The 18,884-nt window shown below is 53.5% G+C and carries 17 protein-coding genes; 12 read left to right on the forward strand and 5 right to left on the reverse strand.

Annotated features, from left to right (window positions below; genetic code table 11):
* Positions 1-33: 33 nt before the first annotated feature.
* The 8 genes from prmC (at position 34) to OH144_RS18410 (ending at position 8,097) form a co-directional block, all read left to right on the forward strand.
* Entirely contained in the window at positions 34-888 is an 855-nt protein-coding gene (gene prmC / locus OH144_RS18375; protein ID WP_266203733.1) for a peptide chain release factor N(5)-glutamine methyltransferase, read from the forward strand.
* A 202-nt stretch (positions 889-1,090) separates the two neighbouring features.
* Complete coding sequence (locus OH144_RS18380; protein ID WP_266203734.1) at positions 1,091-2,380, forward strand: nucleotide sugar dehydrogenase; 1,290 nt, start codon at positions 1,091-1,093, stop codon at positions 2,378-2,380.
* Positions 2,381-2,383: 3 nt separating this feature from the next.
* Positions 2,384-3,418: a UDP-glucose 4-epimerase GalE gene (galE, locus tag OH144_RS18385; protein ID WP_266203735.1), complete on the forward strand. Its 1,035-nt coding sequence runs from the start codon at positions 2,384-2,386 to the stop codon at positions 3,416-3,418.
* Between the two features lie 2 nt (positions 3,419-3,420).
* The gene (gene rfbB, locus OH144_RS18390; RefSeq protein ID WP_266203736.1) at positions 3,421-4,470 is read left to right on the forward strand and encodes a dTDP-glucose 4,6-dehydratase; all 1,050 of its coding nucleotides are present in this window, start codon (positions 3,421-3,423) and stop codon (positions 4,468-4,470) included.
* A gap of 20 nt (positions 4,471-4,490) precedes the next feature.
* Positions 4,491-5,516 carry an SDR family oxidoreductase gene (locus OH144_RS18395; protein WP_266203737.1) on the forward strand — a complete coding sequence of 342 codons (1,026 nt, stop codon included), beginning with the start codon at positions 4,491-4,493 and terminating at the stop codon, positions 5,514-5,516.
* 16 nt (positions 5,517-5,532) lie between these two features.
* Positions 5,533-6,402, forward strand: a complete 870-nt coding sequence (rfbA, locus tag OH144_RS18400) for a glucose-1-phosphate thymidylyltransferase RfbA (RefSeq protein WP_266203738.1) — start codon at positions 5,533-5,535, stop codon at positions 6,400-6,402.
* 149 nt (positions 6,403-6,551) lie between these two features.
* Positions 6,552-7,172 (forward strand): hypothetical protein, encoded by a 621-nt coding sequence (locus OH144_RS18405; RefSeq protein WP_266203739.1) that lies wholly within the window; start codon positions 6,552-6,554, stop codon positions 7,170-7,172.
* Positions 7,173-7,317: 145 nt separating this feature from the next.
* Positions 7,318-8,097: a tetratricopeptide repeat protein gene (locus OH144_RS18410; RefSeq protein ID WP_266203740.1), complete on the forward strand. Its 780-nt coding sequence runs from the start codon at positions 7,318-7,320 to the stop codon at positions 8,095-8,097.
* Positions 8,098-8,125: 28 nt separating this feature from the next.
* On the opposite strand, the gene chrA is transcribed toward OH144_RS18410, so the two are convergent.
* Both chrA and OH144_RS18420 read right to left on the reverse strand, forming a co-directional pair.
* The gene (chrA, locus tag OH144_RS18415) at positions 8,126-9,295 is read right to left on the reverse strand and encodes a chromate efflux transporter (protein WP_266203741.1); all 1,170 of its coding nucleotides are present in this window, start codon (positions 9,293-9,295) and stop codon (positions 8,126-8,128) included.
* 81 nt (positions 9,296-9,376) lie between these two features.
* Complete coding sequence (locus tag OH144_RS18420; protein WP_266203742.1) at positions 9,377-10,363, reverse strand: isopenicillin N synthase family dioxygenase; 987 nt, start codon at positions 10,361-10,363, stop codon at positions 9,377-9,379.
* 118 nt (positions 10,364-10,481) lie between these two features.
* Between OH144_RS18420 and OH144_RS18425 the strand changes: the two genes are divergently transcribed.
* Together OH144_RS18425 and OH144_RS18430 are read left to right on the forward strand one after the other, a co-directional pair.
* Positions 10,482-11,324, forward strand: coding sequence for a hypothetical protein (locus tag OH144_RS18425; RefSeq protein WP_266203743.1), 843 nt, complete (start codon positions 10,482-10,484; stop codon positions 11,322-11,324).
* A gap of 189 nt (positions 11,325-11,513) precedes the next feature.
* Positions 11,514-11,921, forward strand: a complete 408-nt coding sequence (locus OH144_RS18430; protein WP_266203744.1) for a hypothetical protein — start codon at positions 11,514-11,516, stop codon at positions 11,919-11,921.
* Between the two features lie 88 nt (positions 11,922-12,009).
* On the opposite strand, the gene floA is transcribed toward OH144_RS18430, so the two are convergent.
* The 3 genes from floA to proS form a co-directional block, all read right to left on the reverse strand.
* Positions 12,010-13,011 carry a flotillin-like protein FloA gene (gene floA / locus OH144_RS18435; protein WP_266203745.1) on the reverse strand — a complete coding sequence of 334 codons (1,002 nt, stop codon included), beginning with the start codon at positions 13,009-13,011 and terminating at the stop codon, positions 12,010-12,012.
* 9 nt (positions 13,012-13,020) lie between these two features.
* Positions 13,021-13,494, reverse strand: coding sequence for an NfeD family protein (locus OH144_RS18440; RefSeq protein WP_266203746.1), 474 nt, complete (start codon positions 13,492-13,494; stop codon positions 13,021-13,023).
* Between the two features lie 178 nt (positions 13,495-13,672).
* A complete protein-coding gene (gene proS, locus OH144_RS18445) occupies positions 13,673-15,151 on the reverse strand; it encodes a proline--tRNA ligase (RefSeq protein WP_266203747.1) in 1,479 nt (492 codons plus the stop codon).
* 196 nt (positions 15,152-15,347) lie between these two features.
* Here proS and OH144_RS18450 point away from each other — a divergent pair, with 196 nt between their 5' ends.
* Together OH144_RS18450 and OH144_RS18455 are read left to right on the forward strand one after the other, a co-directional pair.
* The gene (locus tag OH144_RS18450) at positions 15,348-16,574 is read left to right on the forward strand and encodes a hypothetical protein (protein ID WP_266203748.1); all 1,227 of its coding nucleotides are present in this window, start codon (positions 15,348-15,350) and stop codon (positions 16,572-16,574) included.
* Between the two features lie 27 nt (positions 16,575-16,601).
* On the forward strand, positions 16,602-18,143 hold the full coding sequence (locus OH144_RS18455; protein WP_266203749.1) for an OmpP1/FadL family transporter: 1,542 nt from the start codon (positions 16,602-16,604) through the stop codon (positions 18,141-18,143).
* Positions 18,144-18,884 lie beyond the last annotated feature (741 nt).

Below are 18,884 nucleotides of genomic sequence, written 5' to 3' on the forward strand. Positions count from 1 at the left end.
GCAAAGATATCGAAATCAACAGAAAGTATAGGCGTGGCGACAATTGAGCAGTTAGGGAAGCATATCCGTGAAAGTATAAAGGCAGCTTACCCCGAGCCGGAGGCAGGAAGTATAGCGCAGCTGGTACTGGAGCACGTGCTGCAGAAAAACCGCGTGCAGCTGACGCTGGCACAGCAGGAGCAGGTGCACGCGGAACAGGAGCGGCAGGTGAAGGAGATGACTCAGCGGCTGCAGCGGCAGGAGCCGGTGCAGTACGTGCTGGGCGTGGCGTACTTTTACGGGCTGGAGCTGCTGGTGGACGAGCGGGTGCTGATCCCAAGGCCGGAGACGGAAGAGCTAGTGGATTTGGTGCTTCGGGAGTATAAAAACCAGCAGGGGCTACAAGTGCTGGATATCTGCGCCGGAAGTGGCTGCATTCCGCTGGCGCTAGCGGCCAATCTTCCGAGTGCAAACGTATACGGGTTGGAGGTGTCAGGGGGGGCGCTGGAGGTGGCGCGCGCTAATGCGGCCAAGTATAACCTGCCGGTGCAATGGCTGCAGGCGGATATTTTTGAGCCGGTGCCAGGTATAAAATTAGCCTCACTGGATATCATCACGAGCAATCCGCCGTATGTGCTGGAGGAGGAGAAGCAACAGATGCGGGAGAACGTGCTGGAGTATGAGCCGCACCTGGCACTGTTCGTGCCCGACCAGGACCCGCTGAAATACTACAGGAGGATAACGGAGGTGGCGCAACAGCTGCTAAAAAAAAGCGGCAGGCTATACTTTGAGATAAATGAGCGTTACGGACAGGAGGTGAAAGAATTGCTTCTAACTGCGGGTTTTGCGCAGGCGCAGGTGGTGCAGGACCTCTTTGGAAAGGACCGTATCGTGTGGGGCGAGAAGTAGCTGTTAGCGTAAAAACCGACTAAAACTATCCAAAGTATTAGTTAAAATTGTACTTTTGTGGTAAAATTAGCCAGATACTGTTTTGCTGCTGTTTAATCTGTAGTTTCAGCGCAATGGGAAAGTATAAAAGGCCGTTTTGCTCCTGAACGGACTGGTCCGGTCGGGGTTATTATCTTGTAAACAAAACTAAACTATATATAACGTGTACCAGGAAATACTCAACAAAGAAGCCAAACTGGCAGTGATTGGTTTAGGCTACGTGGGGCTGCCTATTGCCTTAGCCTTCGCTAAAAAGGTAAAAGTGATCGGGTTTGATATTAACTCAAAGCGCGTGGAGCTAATGCGCAACAGCATTGACCCGAGCGGGGAGCTGGAAAGCAGTGAGTTTGAAGGCGCTGACATTGCGTTTACCGACAGCCTGGACGTGCTGCGCGAGGCCCGTTTCTTTATTGTAGCTGTGCCAACACCAATCGATAATCATGCCCAACCAGACCTGAAGCCATTGCTTTCGGCCTCTACTACGGTAGGCAAGGTGCTGAAGAAAGGCGATTACGTGGTGTTTGAGTCCACGGTATACCCTGGTTGCACCGAGGAGGATTGTGTGCCGGTGCTGGAGCGCGAGTCGGGCCTGAAGTTCGGAGAAGATTTTAAGGTAGGTTACTCGCCGGAGCGTATCAACCCGGGCGACAAGGAGCATACGTTGGCCAAGATCGTGAAGGTGGTTTCCGGCAGTGACCCGGAGGCAGCAGAGGAGATTGCCAACGTATACGAGCTGGTGATCGATGCCGGCGTACACCGCGCCTCTTCTATCAAAGTAGCTGAGGCGGCCAAGGTTATTGAGAACACGCAGCGCGACCTCAATATCGCTTTGATGAACGAGCTGTCCATCATCTTTGACAAGATGAACATCAATACCTATGAGGTGCTGGAGGCCGCCGGTACGAAATGGAACTTCCTGCGCTTCTCCCCGGGCCTGGTGGGTGGCCACTGCATCGGCGTGGACCCATACTACCTGACCTATAAGGCAAAAGCCCTGGGATATGATGCCAAGGTTATCCTGAGTGGCCGTACCACCAACGACACCATGGGCGCCCACATCGCTAACAAACTGGTGAAGATGATGATCATGCGGGGCAAGAATATCTCGCAGACGAAGGTGCTGGTAATGGGCGCTACGTTCAAGGAGAACGTGGAGGATATCCGTAACTCGAAGGTCGTGGACGTGATCCGGGAGCTACAAAGCTTCAACGTGAATGTGGAGGTAGTGGACCCGTATGCCAACTCGGAGGAGCTGCAGCACGAGTATGGTTTCGGCCTGGTAGAAGAGGCTGGCAAAGATTACGATGCCGTGGTGGTAGCCGTGCCGCACAACGCGTACATGGAGCTGGACGAGAGCTACTTCAAGTCGATCATGAACGATAGCCCGATCCTGGTGGACCTGAAAGGCATCTTCCGCAACAGAATCAAGGACATCGAATATACAAGCTTATAAGTTTTGGCAAACGCAAAGATACTGGTTACCGGCGGAGCCGGTTATATCGGCTCCCACACCGTGGTGGAGCTAGTGGAGGCCGGCTACGAGCCGGTGATCATCGATAACTTCTCCAACTCAGAGGAGAGCGCTTTGGAAGGCATTGCCGCCATACTTGGCCGCGACATCCCTTGCCACCGCATCGACTGTACGGACACGGAGGCGCTGCGCCAGGTGTTCCGGCAGGAGCAGAACATCCAGGGGGTGATTCATTTCGCAGCCTACAAGGCAGTGGGCGAGTCGGTGGCAGAGCCGCTGAAGTACTACCACAACAACGTGGGCTCGCTGGTGGCGCTGCTGCAGGTAATGGAAGAGTTTCATGTATACAACCTGGTATTCTCCTCGTCGTGCACTGTGTACGGCATTCCCGAGCAACTGCCTGTAACCGAGCAGACGCCGGTGCAGAAGGCGAACTCCCCGTACGGCAATACCAAGAAAGTCTGCGAGGAGATCCTGACGGACCTGGCCAACAGCGGGAGCAGTAACATCAAAGCCACAGCGCTGCGCTACTTCAACCCGATTGGGGCGCATGCATCCGCAAAGATTGGCGAGTTGCCATTGGGCGTGCCCAATAACCTTGTGCCATTCATTACGCAGACTGCCGCCGGAATCAGAAAGGAGCTTACAGTCTTTGGGAATGATTACGATACGCCGGACGGCACCTGCATCCGCGATTACATACATGTGGTAGACCTGGCCAAGGCGCACGTGGTAGCGGTGGAGCGCCTGCTGCAAGGCAAAGCGCAAAGTATAGAATTCTTCAATGTAGGCACGGGCACAGGGAATACCGTATTGGAAGCCATCAAGGCTTTTGAGAAGGCATCCGGCCAGGAGCTGAACTACAAAGTGGGCCCGCGCCGCGCCGGTGATGTGCCGAAGATCTACGCCGACGTGACGAAATCAACCCAAGAGCTCGGCTTTAAAACCACCAGTACCCTGGAGGAGGCCATGAAAAGCGCCTGGGACTGGCAGTTATCTCTTCAGAAAACAGAAGTATAAGTATGAAAATATTGATTACAGGCGGCGCCGGCTTTATCGGCTCGCATGTGGTGCGCCTGTTCGTCACCAAGTACCCGGAGTACCAGGTCTACAACCTCGACAAGCTGACGTACGCCGGTAACCTGCAGAATCTCTCGGACATTGAGGAGCGGGAGAACTACACCTTCCTGAAAGGCGACATCGTAGACGCGGACTACCTGGAGGAGATCTTCTCTGCTTATAAGTTTGATGCCGTGATCCACCTGGCGGCCGAGTCGCACGTGGACCGCTCCATTTCCGATCCGCTGGCCTTCGTGCAGACGAACGTGATCGGCACGGTGAACCTGCTCAACGCGGCCCGTAAACATTGGGCAGATGATCTAAGCAAGCACCTGTTCTACCACATTTCTACCGACGAGGTATACGGCTCGCTGGGCGAGGATGGGCTGTTTACCGAGGAGACGGCGTACGACCCGCGCTCCCCGTACTCTGCTTCTAAAGCTAGCTCTGACCACTTCGTGCGCGCCTGGTACCATACCTATGGTCTGCCGATCAAAATATCCAACTGCTCGAACAACTACGGCCCGAACCACTTCCCCGAGAAGCTCATTCCGCTGGCCATCCACAACATCAAAAACGAGAAACCGGTACCGGTGTACGGCAAGGGCGAGAACGTGCGCGACTGGCTCTACGTGCTGGACCACGCCCGCGCCATCGACGTGATCTTCCATGAGGGCAAGGTAGGCGACACCTACAACATTGGCGGCGTGAACGAGTGGAAGAACCTGGATTTGATCGAGCTGCTCTGCGACCAGATGGACGAGAAGCTGGGTCGTGAGAAAGGCTACAGCAGAAAGCTGATCACGTTTGTAAAGGACCGCGCCGGCCACGACCTGCGCTACGCCATCGACTCTGGTAAGCTGATGGACGAGCTAGGCTGGAAGCCGTCGGTAACCTTTGAGGAGGGCCTGAGCAAAACAGTGGACTGGTACCTGCAGAACCCGGAGTGGCTCGATAACGTGACCTCGGGCAACTACCAGAGCTATTACGAGCAGCAGTACACCCACAGATAAGTATAGATTTTAGAAACGATATGTACGATTCCCCATTCCACGACCAGCCCCTCGATGGGCTGTCGTTTTTAGTAACAGGCGGGGCCGGTTTTATCGGCTCTAACCTGGTGGAGTACCTTTTAAAGTATAATGCGGGCAAGGTGCGCGTGCTGGACAACTTCTCCAACGGCTACCGCAAGAACATCGAGCAGTTTCTGGACAACCCGGCCTTTGAGCTGGTGGAGGGCGACATCCGCAACGTACAAACCTGCCTGGACGCCTGTCAGGGCATGAACGTGGTGCTGCACCAGGCGGCGCTGGGTTCGGTGCCCCGAAGCATCAACGACCCGGTTACGACCAACGACGTGAACGTGGGCGGCTTTGTGAACATGCTCACTGCGGCCAAGGAGCAGCAGGTGAAGCGCTTCGTGTATGCCGCCTCCTCGTCTACCTACGGTGACAGCAAAGAGCTGCCGAAGGTGGAGGACCGCATCGGCAAGCCGCTCTCGCCCTACGCCGTGACCAAGTACGCTAACGAACTTTACGCTGATGTTTTTGGCAAGACCTATGGTATGGAAATCATCGGGCTGCGCTACTTCAACATCTTCGGTCCGAAACAGGACCCGAATGGCGCTTATGCCGCTGTGATTCCTTTGTTCATAGATGCATTGATCCACAACCGCTCGCCGAAGATAAACGGGGACGGCGGGCAGACGCGTGATTTTACATTTGTGGAGAACTGCGTGGAAGCTAACATCAAAGCGGCCCTGGTGGAGAACCCGGAGGCGGTGAATCAGGTCTATAACATTGCCGTGGGCGACAGAACCTCGCTGCTGCAGATGTTCCATATCCTGAAAGAAACCGCTGGTGCCGACGTAGAGCCAGTGCACGGACCTAACCGCGCCGGCGACATCCGCGATAGCCTAGCAGATATTTCTAAAGCGCAGCACCTGCTCAAGTATAACCCTCAGGTGCGCATACAGGAAGGCTTGCAGCGCACGTTTGAGTGGTTCAAGAACAATCAGGAATTTATTTACAGGGATTCGAAAGCCGCCACGGCGGAGTAACAAAGTATAAGCGGAGATGAAAGGAATTATATTGGCCGGGGGCTCGGGCACCAGGCTGCACCCTTTGACTTTGGCGGTGAGCAAGCAGCTCATGCCGGTCTACGACAAGCCCATGATCTATTATCCCCTGTCCACCTTGATGCTGGCGGGTATTCGGGAAATTCTTATTATCTCCACGCCCCACGACCTGCCCCTGTTCGAGCGTCTCTTGGGCGACGGGGTGCAGATCGGCTGCCGCTTCAGCTACGCCGTGCAGGAGGTACCCAACGGGCTGGCGCAGGCCTTTGTGATCGGCCAGGAGTTTATTGGCAACGATAAAGTGGCCCTGGTGCTGGGCGACAACATCTTCTACGGCTCAGGCATGAGCAAGCTCCTGCAGGCCAACGCCGATCCGGACGGGGGCGTGGTGTATGCCTACCACGTGCACGATCCGGAGCGCTACGGGGTGGTCGAGTTCGACCATGAGATGAAGGCAGTCTCCATCGAGGAGAAGCCCCGAGAGCCCAAGAGCAGCTACGCTGTGCCGGGGCTCTACTTCTACGACAACGAAGTAGTCAGCATCGCCAAGAGCCTGGAGCCCAGTGCCAGGGGCGAGTACGAGATCACGGACGTGAACCGCGAGTATCTCAGAAGAGGTAAGCTCAAAGTAGGCATTCTCAACCGCGGTACCGCCTGGCTCGACACGGGCACCATTCAGTCGCTGATGCAGGCGGCTACCTTTGTGCAGGTGATTGAGGAGCGGCAGGGACTCAAGATCGGCTGCATTGAGGAGGTGGCCTGGCGCATGGGCTTCATCTCGGATGAAGAGCTGAGGGAAATTGCCGAGCCGCTGCGAAAGAGCGGGTATGGGGAGTATTTATTGAGGATGCTGAAAGAGAAAATATAAAGTATAGAAAGGCTGCCTGAGAGGGTAGCCTTTTTTTGTGCTGTAGTTTGAGAGAATTAGCTGGCCGATACTATCGGCTTACTCGGTTTATCTGCTATATTTAAAGTGTAGCAGGAGTGTTCCTTATACAATAGCGAGTAGATACTTTTATGCAACCAATTTTTTCCAGAAACATTGACTTTAATAAAATTGCCTTTGTTAATTGGCGCATTGACAAAGACGCCGATATTCGCAATATTCTAAATCTTGCAGAAGGGTATTCAGACGCAGCTATAGAACTAGCAAAATTGTGTTTATCTGATAATGAAGATAAGAAAGCGGATATTCTAATATTTCCTATACTCACCAACGCGAATCATGGAATTGAGCTTTATCTAAAAGGATTAAATTGGATATTAAATAAGCTTCTCGAATCTGCAAATAAAATCGAAGGAGGTCATAATATTCAGCAAATATTTCAGACCCTAAAATCAAAGATCAAACTTTATAAAGGGAGGTTGTCAGTTAGAGAATTTGAGGCATCAATGGAGGAGCTTCAAAGCTATATAACTGAGTTATTTGACAAAATAGAAGCCACCCCAAAAGACAATAAAATGGATTTCTCACGCTATCCTTTCAACAACGTCTATGACAACCATTTTTACGTGAAGTCAATAGGCAATATTGAAATAGATTTAGAAAATTTCGTGTTCCGATTCGAGAAAATAAAAGAAACCCTAGATACGATGAGTGATTATCTGTACTATCAGGAATTAAATCATGAGTGGTAAAAGGCGGGCAAATAGGGTATTGCCAAATCAGGGTATAAGCGATACTATGGAGGCTGACGAATAAGCTGTAAACGGCCTTTTTTATTCATCTTCGGTAATGCCAATGTCCTGCCTTCGGGAACATCTAAAACCGCTACAATAATAAATGAAAACACCCTTACTATCCATTATCATTCTTCTGGCTGCGTTTAGCACCTTTGCTCAGTCTGCAAATGAGTTGAATGAAAAGTCAAAGGAATATTTCACGAGCGGAGACACAGGTACTGCTCTGCCACTACTGAAGAAAGCGGCCGAATTAGGCAGTGCTGAAGCGCAGTATAATCTCGGGCATTGCTACCAGTCAGGAGTCGGAGTAGAGAAAGATGCTGAGAAAGCAGTTGAATGGTATGCGAAATCTGCAGAGCAAGGCTGGAATGATGGCCTGTATGCGATGATGATGGCATATGGTACTGGAGATGGTGTAACACAAGACTTCCATAAAGCCTTTTCTTACGCATTAAAGTGTGCGACTAATGGGGATGGAACCTGTATGTTTAACGTCATCAATTGCTACAAAGAAGGGGTGGGTACTGAGAAAGATCCTGTTAAGATGCTTGAGTGGGCCATTCGTTTAGGTAAGCTTGAAAACCCGGAAAATTTGCAGAAGAGTGGATACATTACCTCCGCCAGATTAAACCTTGCTTATATGTACCGCGATGGTAGCGATGTTAGGCAGGATATGTATAAAAGCTATTTGTGGTTTCTGGTATACAATGAGTCTAAAAGAGATTTCTCTTACTTGCAGCAGCAAGCTATAGTGGGGGAGATAGAAGAACTTGAGAAGCAACTGACCACAGAGCAAAAGGCAAATGCAGTAAAAGAGGCTGAAAAGTTAATAGAAAGGCCATTGCAAAATTTAGCTAACCTGTACCACGCAGAAATGTAGCTCCATAAACTACGTAGTCTTACTCTCCCTACAACACAAACCCCAACAGCAGTCCGGTAAGGATAAGCACCGGCGCGGGTATTTTGGTGAACATAAGCAGGCAGAAAGTTACCACTACAATGCTGAAGTTGAGGATAGTGCTTTCGATGGGGTGGTAGAGCAGTATGGCCGCAGCCACTACCATGCCGGAACTTACGGCGCTGATACCCTCCAGCGAAGCGCGGATCACCCTGTACTTTTTCAGCTCATCCCAGAAGCGGATCACGAAGAAGATCAGGAACGTGCCTGGCAGGAAAATGCCTGCCGTAGCCACGAACGAACCCAGGAACTGCCCGGCAATGCCATACTCGCGCATGGCCAGGTTGCCCACAAAAGAGGTGAAGGAGAAGGTTGGCCCCGGCAGTGCCTGCGCAATGGCGTAGCCCGACAGGAACTCCTCGCCAGTCAGGTAGCCTTTAAAGTCCACGAACTCCGTGTATAATAGCGGGATGAGTACCTGCCCGCCTCCAAAGACAAGGCTCCCGTTACGGTAGAAGTTCTCGAACAAACGCATCGGCAGCGACGAAGTATAAGCACCCAGCAAAGCAGCTACCACCAGCACCGCCACATAAAGTATAAAGTTGGCCCACTCTATGTGCAGGCGCTTGTTCGGTTCGTGGGGGTGCTGCTTAAAACGAAAAGCCGTAACGGCTCCTCCTGCCAGCAGCAGGGCCGGGAATACCCAGGGCGAGTGGAAGAAGTAGGCAAGTATGGCCGAGACCACCATCAGGGACACTGCTGTCTTGGTATGAATTACCTTGGCACTGATCATGTAGGCGGCGTAGGCCACAAATCCTACCGCCATTGGCTGTATATACTTCAGGAAGCCGAGCGATACGCCCTGCCCCTGCAAATAGGAGATGACGACAGCGGCTACGCCCATAAAGGTGGCGGCCGGCAGAATCCAGACCAGCAGGGTGAGGTAAGCCAGGTTTGGCCCCCCTATCTTATAGCCAATGGCCGTAAGGGTTTGCGTGGAGGTGGGGCCGGGTAGGATGGAGCAGAGCGCGTTCAGCTCTATCAGTTCCTGTTCCGTCAGATAGCGGCGCTTCTCCACCAGCAGCTTGAACATCATGGCAATATGCGCCTGTGGCCCGCCAAAAGCTGTGAAGGCCAGAAGCAATACGTCTTTCAGGAAGATGTAGTAGCGCAGACTCATGATGGCATAAAAATAGAAAAAGAGAGACAGCTTTTCAGCTATCCCTCTTTTTTATGTTCATAGGTGCATATACCCTGTAACTTAGGATTTCTTCAGCAGGCCAAGCTCCACCAGTCGCTCGTTCAGGTATTCTCCTGCGGTGGCGTCCGGGTAGGCTTTGGGGTTTTTCTCATCTATACAGCTCTCCAGGCAGGTCAGGTCCATTTCGGAGCGCGGGTGCATGAAGAACGGGATAGAATAGCGCGAAGTATGCATCAGCTCGCGCGGCGGGTTCACCACACGGTGGATGGTGGACTTGAGCTTGTTATTAGTCAGGCGGGCCAGCATGTCTCCCACGTTTACCACCACCTGCTCCGGCAGGGCCGTAATCGGAATCCACTGGCCGTCGCGGCGCAGTACCTGCAGGCCGTCGGCGCTGGCGCCCATCAGCAGCGTGATCAGGTTTATGTCGCCGTGCTCGGCAGCGCGAACCGCATCGGCGGGTACACTATCCGGGTTTTCGATCGGGAAGTAGTGGATAGGGCGCAGAATGCTGTTGCCATACGTTACCTTCTCATCAAAGTAATTCTCCTCCAGGCCCAGGTGGATGGCAATGGCGCGCAGCACCTGCTTGCCGGCTGTCTCTAGCTTTCTGTAGGCTTCTAAAGTAGTTTCTTTGAAGGCTGGTACTTCTGCCGGGAAGATGTTCTCCGGGTATTCTGCTTTGATCGGGTCGCTGTCCGGAATATCGCTTAGCTCCTGGCCTACGTGGTAAAACTCCTTCAGGTCGCCGGTATTAAATCCTTTAGCTTTCTCTTTTCCCTTGCCTACGTAGCCGCGCTGGCCGGCAAGCTCGGGGTGCTCATACTTTTGCTTCACCTCGTCCGGCAGGGCGAAGAATGCCTTGGTGGCCGCATAAAGCTTTTCGGTCAGCTCGTTGCTAAGGCCGTGGTTACGCAGGGCAATAAAGCCTATGTTCTGGTAGGCCTCGCCAAGCCGCTTTACAAACTGAGCCTTCCTCTCCGCATCTCCAGAGATAAAATCCGCCAGGTCCAGGGACGGGATTTCATCAAACAAAATCTCGCTCATACTCGCTCGTATATAAAAATTTTCGTATACTTTAGTGTGATATCCACGTAGTTCGCAATATACGAAGAATAATTGCTAAATTAGCTACAACGAAAACCTAACGATACAGAATAAATTCATGAAAAAAACGTACCTACTGCTGGCCTCGGCCCTGATGCTCAGTTTCTCGGCCTGTGATACCGCACGCCAGACGCAGGAAGCCGAAAACCAAACACCCGAAGCATCGAGAGTTACCGCAGGCCCAACACCGTCAGGCGCTGTTATGAGCAAAGGCGGGCTGCGCGTTTACGCCTTCGACAACTCGCAGAAGTACCCTGAGTCGCAGCTGCGCCTGAACACACCACCTGCCGGAGGTGTGGTGGAGCCGGGCCCGGTTCAGTTCAACTACTCGCTATCTAACTTTGAGTTGACCCGCATGACGCCGCACTCCAATGCGGAGCACCTGGCGAACTCGCACCAGGGACAGCACATCCACAACATCGTGGATAACCAGCCATATACCGCCCACTACGAAACTGAGTTTACAAAAGAGATAGAGGAAGGGGAGCACGTGATTCTGTCGTTCCTGTCGCGCTCCTACCACGAGAGCCTGAAGCACAAGGGCGCCTACGATCTGCGCAAGATTACCGTAGGCAGGCCTACCGAAACACTGGAGTTTGACGAGGGGGCGCCACATATGTTCTATAGCCGCCCGAAAGGCGAGTACGTGGGCCCTCAGGAGACAGAGCGGGTGATGCTCGACTTCTATCTGGTTAACACAGACCTCTCTACCACCGGCAACAAGGTGCGCGCCACTATTAACGGTACCGAGTTCATGCTCGACCGCTGGATGCCCTACATCATGGAAGGCCTGCCGATGGGCGAGAACACCATCAAGCTGGAGTTGGTAGACAACAATGGCAATGTGCTGCCAGGCCCGTTCAACAGCGTGGAGCGAACGATCACGCTGAAGGCACAATAGCCTGCAAGTAAAGTATAAAGTATAAGAAAGCCCGCTTCTGGTATACAGGGGCGGGCTTTTCTCGTATTTATACTTATTCCTCCAAGCTTTCAGCAGAGGCACCGGGAAAGCAAAAGCTGCGAAGGTTTTGATAGCGCCTAAACTATTTAAGGGTTCGCTATCCCATCTTTTCCTTAAATCACCATCCCCATGAAAGCGAAAAAACTGCTTTTGATACTGGTGCTGGCAGCTCTTGCAGGGTGTAGCCAGCAAGTGCCGACTTATACTTCCTCAGGTAAGGAGGTGCTGATGGTGCAAAGAGATGTGAGCCTTTACCGGAAAACACCGAAAGTATGGCCTGCAAAAGGAAAGGTTCTTGCGACAGCAGAGGAGCTGATTTTTATCCCCACGCCATACTTTGGAGGCCTGTATGTTAATGGGAGAGATAGTACCTATATCAACTTAAATGGAGTAAGAGGCTTCAAAGACAAAAAATGGATGCTGGTGTTTCCATTCGGGCTGGAGGTCATCACCGCCGACAGCGCTACCTACTCTTTTGTTGCCGTGCGGCGAAATGAGTTAGCCAGAAAAATGGAAGAGCTGGGGCAGGAAGAATAAAGTATAGCTTATACCCTGTAGCCCTTTAAAAGCGGCGGCCACTCCAAAGTATGAAGTGGCCGCCGCTTCTTAAAGTAGAAACTAGGCTTTACTCTTTTGCTCTGTTTGGCGTGTTACTGCCTCCGCCACCCTGTCCCGGGTTGGCGATGTTGTTGCGCATGTCGGTGTCGGACTGGATATTCTGCATACGGTAGTAATCCATAATGCCGAGGTTGCCGCCGCGGAAGGCCGCTGCGATGGCCTGAGGCACTTCCACCTCCGCCTGAATCACGTTGGCGCGGGCCTCCTGTGCCTTTGCCTTCATTTCCTGCTCTACGGCCACGGCCATGGCACGACGCTCTTCGGCCTTGGCCTCTGCTACTTTTAAGTCGGCCCCAGCCTGGTCTATCTGCAGTTTTGCGCCAATGTTCTCTCCCACGTCAATATCGGCAATGTCGATAGACAGGATCTCGTAAGCAGTGCCAGCATCGAGGCCTTTCTGCAGTACCAGCTTGGAAATAATATCCGGGTTTTCTAACACTGTTTTATGGGAATTAGATGAGCCGATGGAGGTTACAATGCCCTCGCCCACACGGGCAAGTATGGTTTCCTCGCCGGCGCCACCAACCAGTTGGTTAATGTTGGCACGAACGGTAACGCGTGCTTTCGCGATTAGCTGAATGCCGTCCTGCGCTACGGCGGCTACGTTCGGTGTGTTGATCACCTTGGGATTAACGGAAGTGGTAACGGCCTCGAACACGTTACGGCCGGCCAGGTCTATGGCCGTGGCTTGCTTAAAGGAAAGCGGAATATTGGCCTTGTCTGCCGAAATCAACGCCTTGATCACAGTTGGTACGTTGCCGCCGGCCAGGTAGTGTGTCTCCAGCTCGGTGGTGGTCAGGTCGATGCCCGCTTTGGTGGCGTTGATCATGGAGTTAACGATGAGGCTTGGCGGCACCTTACGGATGCGCATAAAGACCAGCTCCAGCAGGCCCACGCGCACGCCCGAGAACAGGGCCGTGATCCAGAGGCTGATCGGCACAAAGTATAAAAAGATGATGAGCAGGATAATACCGCCTGCTATAAGAAAAAGGGGAGTTAAATTTTCCATCTGTGTAAGTTAGGAGATTGCTTCTACGATAATCTTATTTTGACTTAATCTGATAATGCGAATCGGGGTGTTGGGGGCCAGAAACTCTCCCTCGGTCTGTACCTCGTGGTGCTGGCCTGCAAACAAGGCTCTGCCCTGTGGCCGCAGCGCCGAAATAGCCTTGCCTTCCTCGCCAACCGCCAGCGCATGCTGGTGGTCCTCGTTCACACGGCCCCGGTTCTGCTCTTTCAGGGCAAAGCGCGTCCAGCTATCCGACCGGAAACTGTAGAAGAAGGCCAGCGCGCCAATGAGCACGGTGGCGGCAAGTATGATGTGGCCGGTACTATTGCCCAGTGCCGCATAGCCTATCCATATGCCGATGGCAGTAAGGATAAAGCCAAGTATGCCCACAATGGTAGTGCCCGGCACAAAGATCAACTCCACTATGATCAGTAGCAGGCCAATGCCGACGAGCGAAATAACTGTGATCCAATCCAATAGCATAGGGCGAAAGGTTATTGTGTACAATATAGCAAATTCTTCATCAAATTATGCGAATAGTTGCCAGTCCCGGCGAAGGTAAAAATCGCCCCTAAGCAAAAGCGCCACCCTCGAGTAGAGAAGTGGCGCTCTAAAACAGGTTGCCGCTACAGTTTTTTATCGGGCAACGATTAGCAGGGCATTAGTAGGCCTTGGCAAAGTATACGCGGCGCTTGCTCGGCTTGCCGGTTACCAGATCCACGCCGTCTTCCTCGGGCGTGTTCAGGCCGATGCAGCGGATGGTAGCCTTCGTCTCCTCCTTGATGCGCTCCTCGGTCTCAGGGGTGCCATCCCAGTGGGCAAGCACAAAGCCGCCCTTATTTTCCAGCACCTGCTTGAACTCCTCGTAAGAATCTACCTTGGTGGTGTGCTCCTCACGGTAATTCAGCGCTTTGTTGTAGATGTTCTCCTGGATCTCGTCGAGGAGGGCCGGGATGTAATCCGCCAGCGTGGCGAATTGCTGCGTGCTTTTTTCCTTGGTGTCGCGGCGGGCCACTTCGGCGGTGCCGTTCTCCAGGTCGCGGGCCCCGATGGCAATGCGCACCGGCACGCCTTTCAGCTCCCACTCGGCAAACTTAAAGCCCGGGCGCTCGGTGTCGCGGTCGTCGAACTTCACGCTGATGCCTTTGGCCAACAGCTCGCGCTTCAGCTGGTTTACCTTCTCCGTGATCTGCGCCAGCTGCTCCTCACCTTTGTAGATCGGCACGATCACCACCTGGATAGGGGCCAGCTTTGGAGGCAGCACCAGGCCCTCATCGTCGGAGTGGGCCATCACCAGCGCGCCCATCAGGCGCGTGCTCACGCCCCACGAGGTGCCCCACACGTGCTCCAGGCCGCCGTCTTTCGTGGCGAACTTCACGTCGAACGCCTTAGCAAAGTTCTGGCCCAGGAAGTGCGAGGTGCCCGCCTGCAGCGCCTTGCCATCCTGCATCATCCCTTCGATGCAATAGGTCTCCAAAGCACCGGCAAAGCGCTCGCTCGGGGTTTTGATGCCGCGAATCACCGGTAGTGCCAAGTATTGCTCGGCAAAGGTAGCGTATACTTCCAGCATCTGCTCTGTTTCGGCAATAGCCTCCTCGGCGGTGGCGTGGGCCGTGTGGCCTTCCTGCCACAGGAACTCCGCCGTGCGCAGGAACAGACGCGTGCGCATTTCCCAGCGCACCACGTTGGCCCACTGGTTTATCAGCAGGGGCAGGTCGCGGTAGCTTTGTATCCAGTTTTTGTACGTATTCCAGATCACGGCCTCCGAGGTAGGGCGCACGATCAGTTCTTCCTCGAGTTTGGCGTTCGGGTCCACGCGCAGTTTGCCTGGCTTGTCCGGGTCGTTTTGCAGACGGTAGTGCGTTACCACGGCGCATTCCTTTGCGAAGCCTTCGGCGTTCTGCTCCTCGGCTTCAAACAAGCTCTTGGGCACGAACAGCGGGAAATAGGCGTTCTCGTGGCCGGTGGCCTTAAACATGTCGTCCAGCTGGCGTTGCATCTTCTCCCAGATGGCGTAACCATATGGCTTGATCACCATGCATCCGCGCACGGCCGAGTTCTCCGCCAGACCTGCCTTTTTCACCAGCTCGTTATACCACAGCGAGTAATCGTCGCTTCTTTTAGGTAACCCTTTGCTCATTTTACTTTTATTTTATCGTAAATATCTGATTTGTATTGATTCTGGAACAAATTTTGTTATCTAGATATATAGAATCCGGACATCGTTCCGGCTCAAAATTACGTTAATATTATTATACTATAGATAAGGTTTTACCCAATTGTGCTTATCTTTGATATAGAAGAAGTTATTACCCACAGATCATCAGCAGAAGGCCATGAAAAAATATACCTTACTTACCATAGCCCCCGCGCTTGCTCTGCTGGCTGTAGGCTGTAGCAGCCCCGTTGCGATGCAGTCGTCGGAGTACGACGATATGTACTACAGTTCTTCGGACCAGACAGTGTACGTGGAGCCGGCAGCGCAGCAACTACAGCAGCAGCAGCAGCAGGCTTACCAGCAGCAATATGATTCCCGCAGCCAGGAGGCAGCAGTTGCCGATGGCGAAGTGCTTAACCCTGAATACTCGGAAAGCAACATCACGCAGAACTACGCCGGCGATGAGTACTACGACGGCCGCTCCTATGACGAGCGCGACAACTGGTACCGCCCGAGCTACTCGTATGTAGATCCTTATTGGGGATCAGCCTACGTGCCGCGCCGCGCGAGCTATGCCTTCTATGATCCCTTCTATGACCCTTTCTACTACGATCCGTTTTACTATGATCCTTTCTGGAGCAATGCCCGTTTCAGAACCGGCGTGAGCATCAGCTTTAACTATGGTTGGGGCGGCGGAGGTTACTACAGGCATCCGTACTATGGCTACAGCAACTGGTTCCCGAACAGCTACGGCCACGGTTTCTACAACGGCTACTACAGAGGCTTCTATAACGGCCACTATGCTCACCACAGCCCGTACGGCTGGTACAACGACCGGCCAGTGGTGATCGGCAAGGCCAGCAGGGTGCAGTATGGCCCGCGCGACAGCCGCAATACGCAGGTTAACAGTGGAGGCACTGGCAGACCATCCAGGGACGGTGTTATCCGAAGCGAGAGCACCGGACAACAACAGCAGCAAAGCGTAGGCCGACAGTCGCGCAGCAGCCGCAGCACGGTGGCGCCAGCTACCGGAGGCAGGCAGGAGTTGCCGGCAAGGCCAAGCCGCAGCAGCAGAAGCACCACCGTGCAACCACAGCAGCAGAACGCACAGCCAGCGCCAAGCAATAACCGCAGCAACCGCAGAACCCGCGAGTATGTGCCGAGCCGCTCCACAGAGCAGCCGCAGCAGCGCCGCGAGGTCCGCACCCGTAGTGTTGAGCGTCAGCCAAGCCGCACCATTGAGCGAAGCGAGCCCGTGCGCATTGAGCGCAGCCAGCCGAGCCGCTCGATAGAAAGCAGGCCGAGCCGTACGTACGAGAGCTCACCGAGCCCGAGCCCAAGTAGGAGCAGCAACAGCAACTCATCATCTTCCGGGGGCGGCCGTCCATCACGAGGAAATAACTAGACGCATAGTATAAAAACTATATAACAGATGAAGAAGACACTATTGGCCAGTCTGGCGTTACTGCTGGGCTGGGGTAGTACTGCTTTTGCCCAAACAGAGGTAGACGCTCTGCGCTACTCTCAACTGGGTATATCGGGTACTGCGCGTATACAAGGCATGGGCGGTGCGCAAACGGCACTGGGCGCTGATATCTCCAGCCTCTCCGGCAACCCGGCCGGCCTGGGCATGTTCCGCCGCTCCGAGTTCACCATCTCCCCGGGCATCCAATCCGTCAATAACAACACCTCCATACTTGGTGAGCAGAACTCAGGCAGCAACAGCAATTTTGTGTTTCCCCAGCTAGGTGTGGTGATATCGAACAGGAAAGGGGACAGCGATGCCAGCGACTGGCGTGGTGTAACCTTCGGCATCGGCTTTACCAGGCTCAACAACTTTAACGAGAACTATACTTCCTACCGCACCCAGTCCGGCGAGTTTGACCCCACAATTGTAGAGTACTTCGCGGATCTGGCCTTCCAGAACAACCGAACCCGGGCCAGCCTAGACCAGGAATTTGACGCAGGCATCACCACACTGGAAGGATTAGCCTACGGTGGCTACCTGTTCGATGTGGATGATGACAGCGTGATTTTTGAGGTGGAGCGCATCGGAAGTATCACCCAGCGCGAGGAGGTCAGAAGAACAGGCTCCCAGAACCAGATCGATATCGGTGTAGGTACCAGCTACAAAGACAGGCTCTACATTGGCGCCTCGTTGGGTATTGTAACGGCGGATTTCAAGGAAGAAAAGATTTACACAGAGGCCGAGGGCGATGCCAGCACGCCGTTCACCAGCCTGGAGTACGTGGATGAGTTCTCGACCTCCGGCGCCGGCGTGAACCTAAAGGTGGGCCTGATTGCCCGCCCGATAGACGCGTTGCGCCTGGGCGTGAGCATACAAACGCCAACGGCCTACACGTTCGATGACGATTACCAGCGCAGGATTGCCACCACCTTTAACGATGGTGTGGAGACAGCCGCAGAGGTGCCGGGGCAGTTTTCTTACCGCTTGGTTACCCCGTTCAGGGCTACGGGTGGCGTGGCTTACTTTATCGGCAAGTATGGCTTCATCACGGCCGACGTGGAGTTTGTGAACTACGGCAGCGCCAAGTACAGAGAGGACGATGATTTCTCCTCAGGCGGTTTTTTTGATGATATAAACGATGGCATCTCAGACAACAACAACTCGGTGGTGAACTATAAGATCGGGGCGGAGGCTCGCTATGAGGTGTTCCGGCTGCGCGCTGGCTATGCCTATAACGCCGACCCGGAAGGCGGCTCCAGCTACGATGCCGGTTTTATCAACTACAAGTATGGAGCGACGCAAAACTATACTTTTGGCGCCGGTGTAAGGCTGCAGAATTTTTATGTGGATGCGGCTTACGTGCACACGCAGCAGGACTCGGATTATGCCCCGTTCGTGAGCGGCACTGATTATTCCCCCTACGCGCTTAAGAGCTCCGGGGAGCCATTGCTGAACATCGACAAAAAGCAAAATTCCGTGGTACTGACAGTGGGCGTGAATTTTTAGGCCTAGCAAGTATAAACGATAATAAGAACGGCAGCTCTGAAAAGGGCTGCCGTTTTTTGTACGCAGACTTAGTTCTTCGCAGTACTGGTTCCAACTACCCCTGCCCCTCAGAGTTGCGCTCGCTACTTTCGAACTCGCGTTCTCGGTAGTTCAAGGAGGGGGCCATACTTACTCCTTTCCCTGTCATCCCGAGTACTCTTGAGGCGAGAGCCGAAGAGAGCCAGCGTAGCTGTGAGAGATCTATCGGGTATTCTATAGAGATCTCTCCCATAGGTCGAGATGACAGCAAGGGCTGCGGCTATCGAATCTGATCCCAGTCCTTGGGTGGAGCGCCTTGTAGATTTCCGGTTTCGCTTTAGCGAAATTGCGGAGACCGCAGGTCAAGCAAAGGAAATGTACACCGCGCGATGCCCGAGGACGAGCCCTCTCGGGCTTGAGAGCTCCAAAGCCAGAAATACAACGTAGGTTTGTAATACTGAGGATGAACAGTAGTTAGCAAGGATAGCTTGGTTCGGATTGCAGAAGACAGTAGCCCTAATCGAGGCACAAGCGGACGCTTGCGCTAGGGAAAGAATAAACTATAGCCCAAGTATAAAACATGACTCTCCGAGCCAGTCGGGTTGCAAACCCAACACCATAGCAGGATACGGGTTGCAAACTCGCGGCAGCGGAGAATGCAGCGCAGGGAAAGGCAGTTTTCTCTCCTAAACATCAACATAAAACCCCTCCCAAAGCAGCTAC

It is taken from the genome of Pontibacter kalidii (assembly GCF_026278245.1).
In the GTDB taxonomy this organism is placed as follows: Bacteria; Bacteroidota; Bacteroidia; order Cytophagales; family Hymenobacteraceae; genus Pontibacter; species Pontibacter kalidii.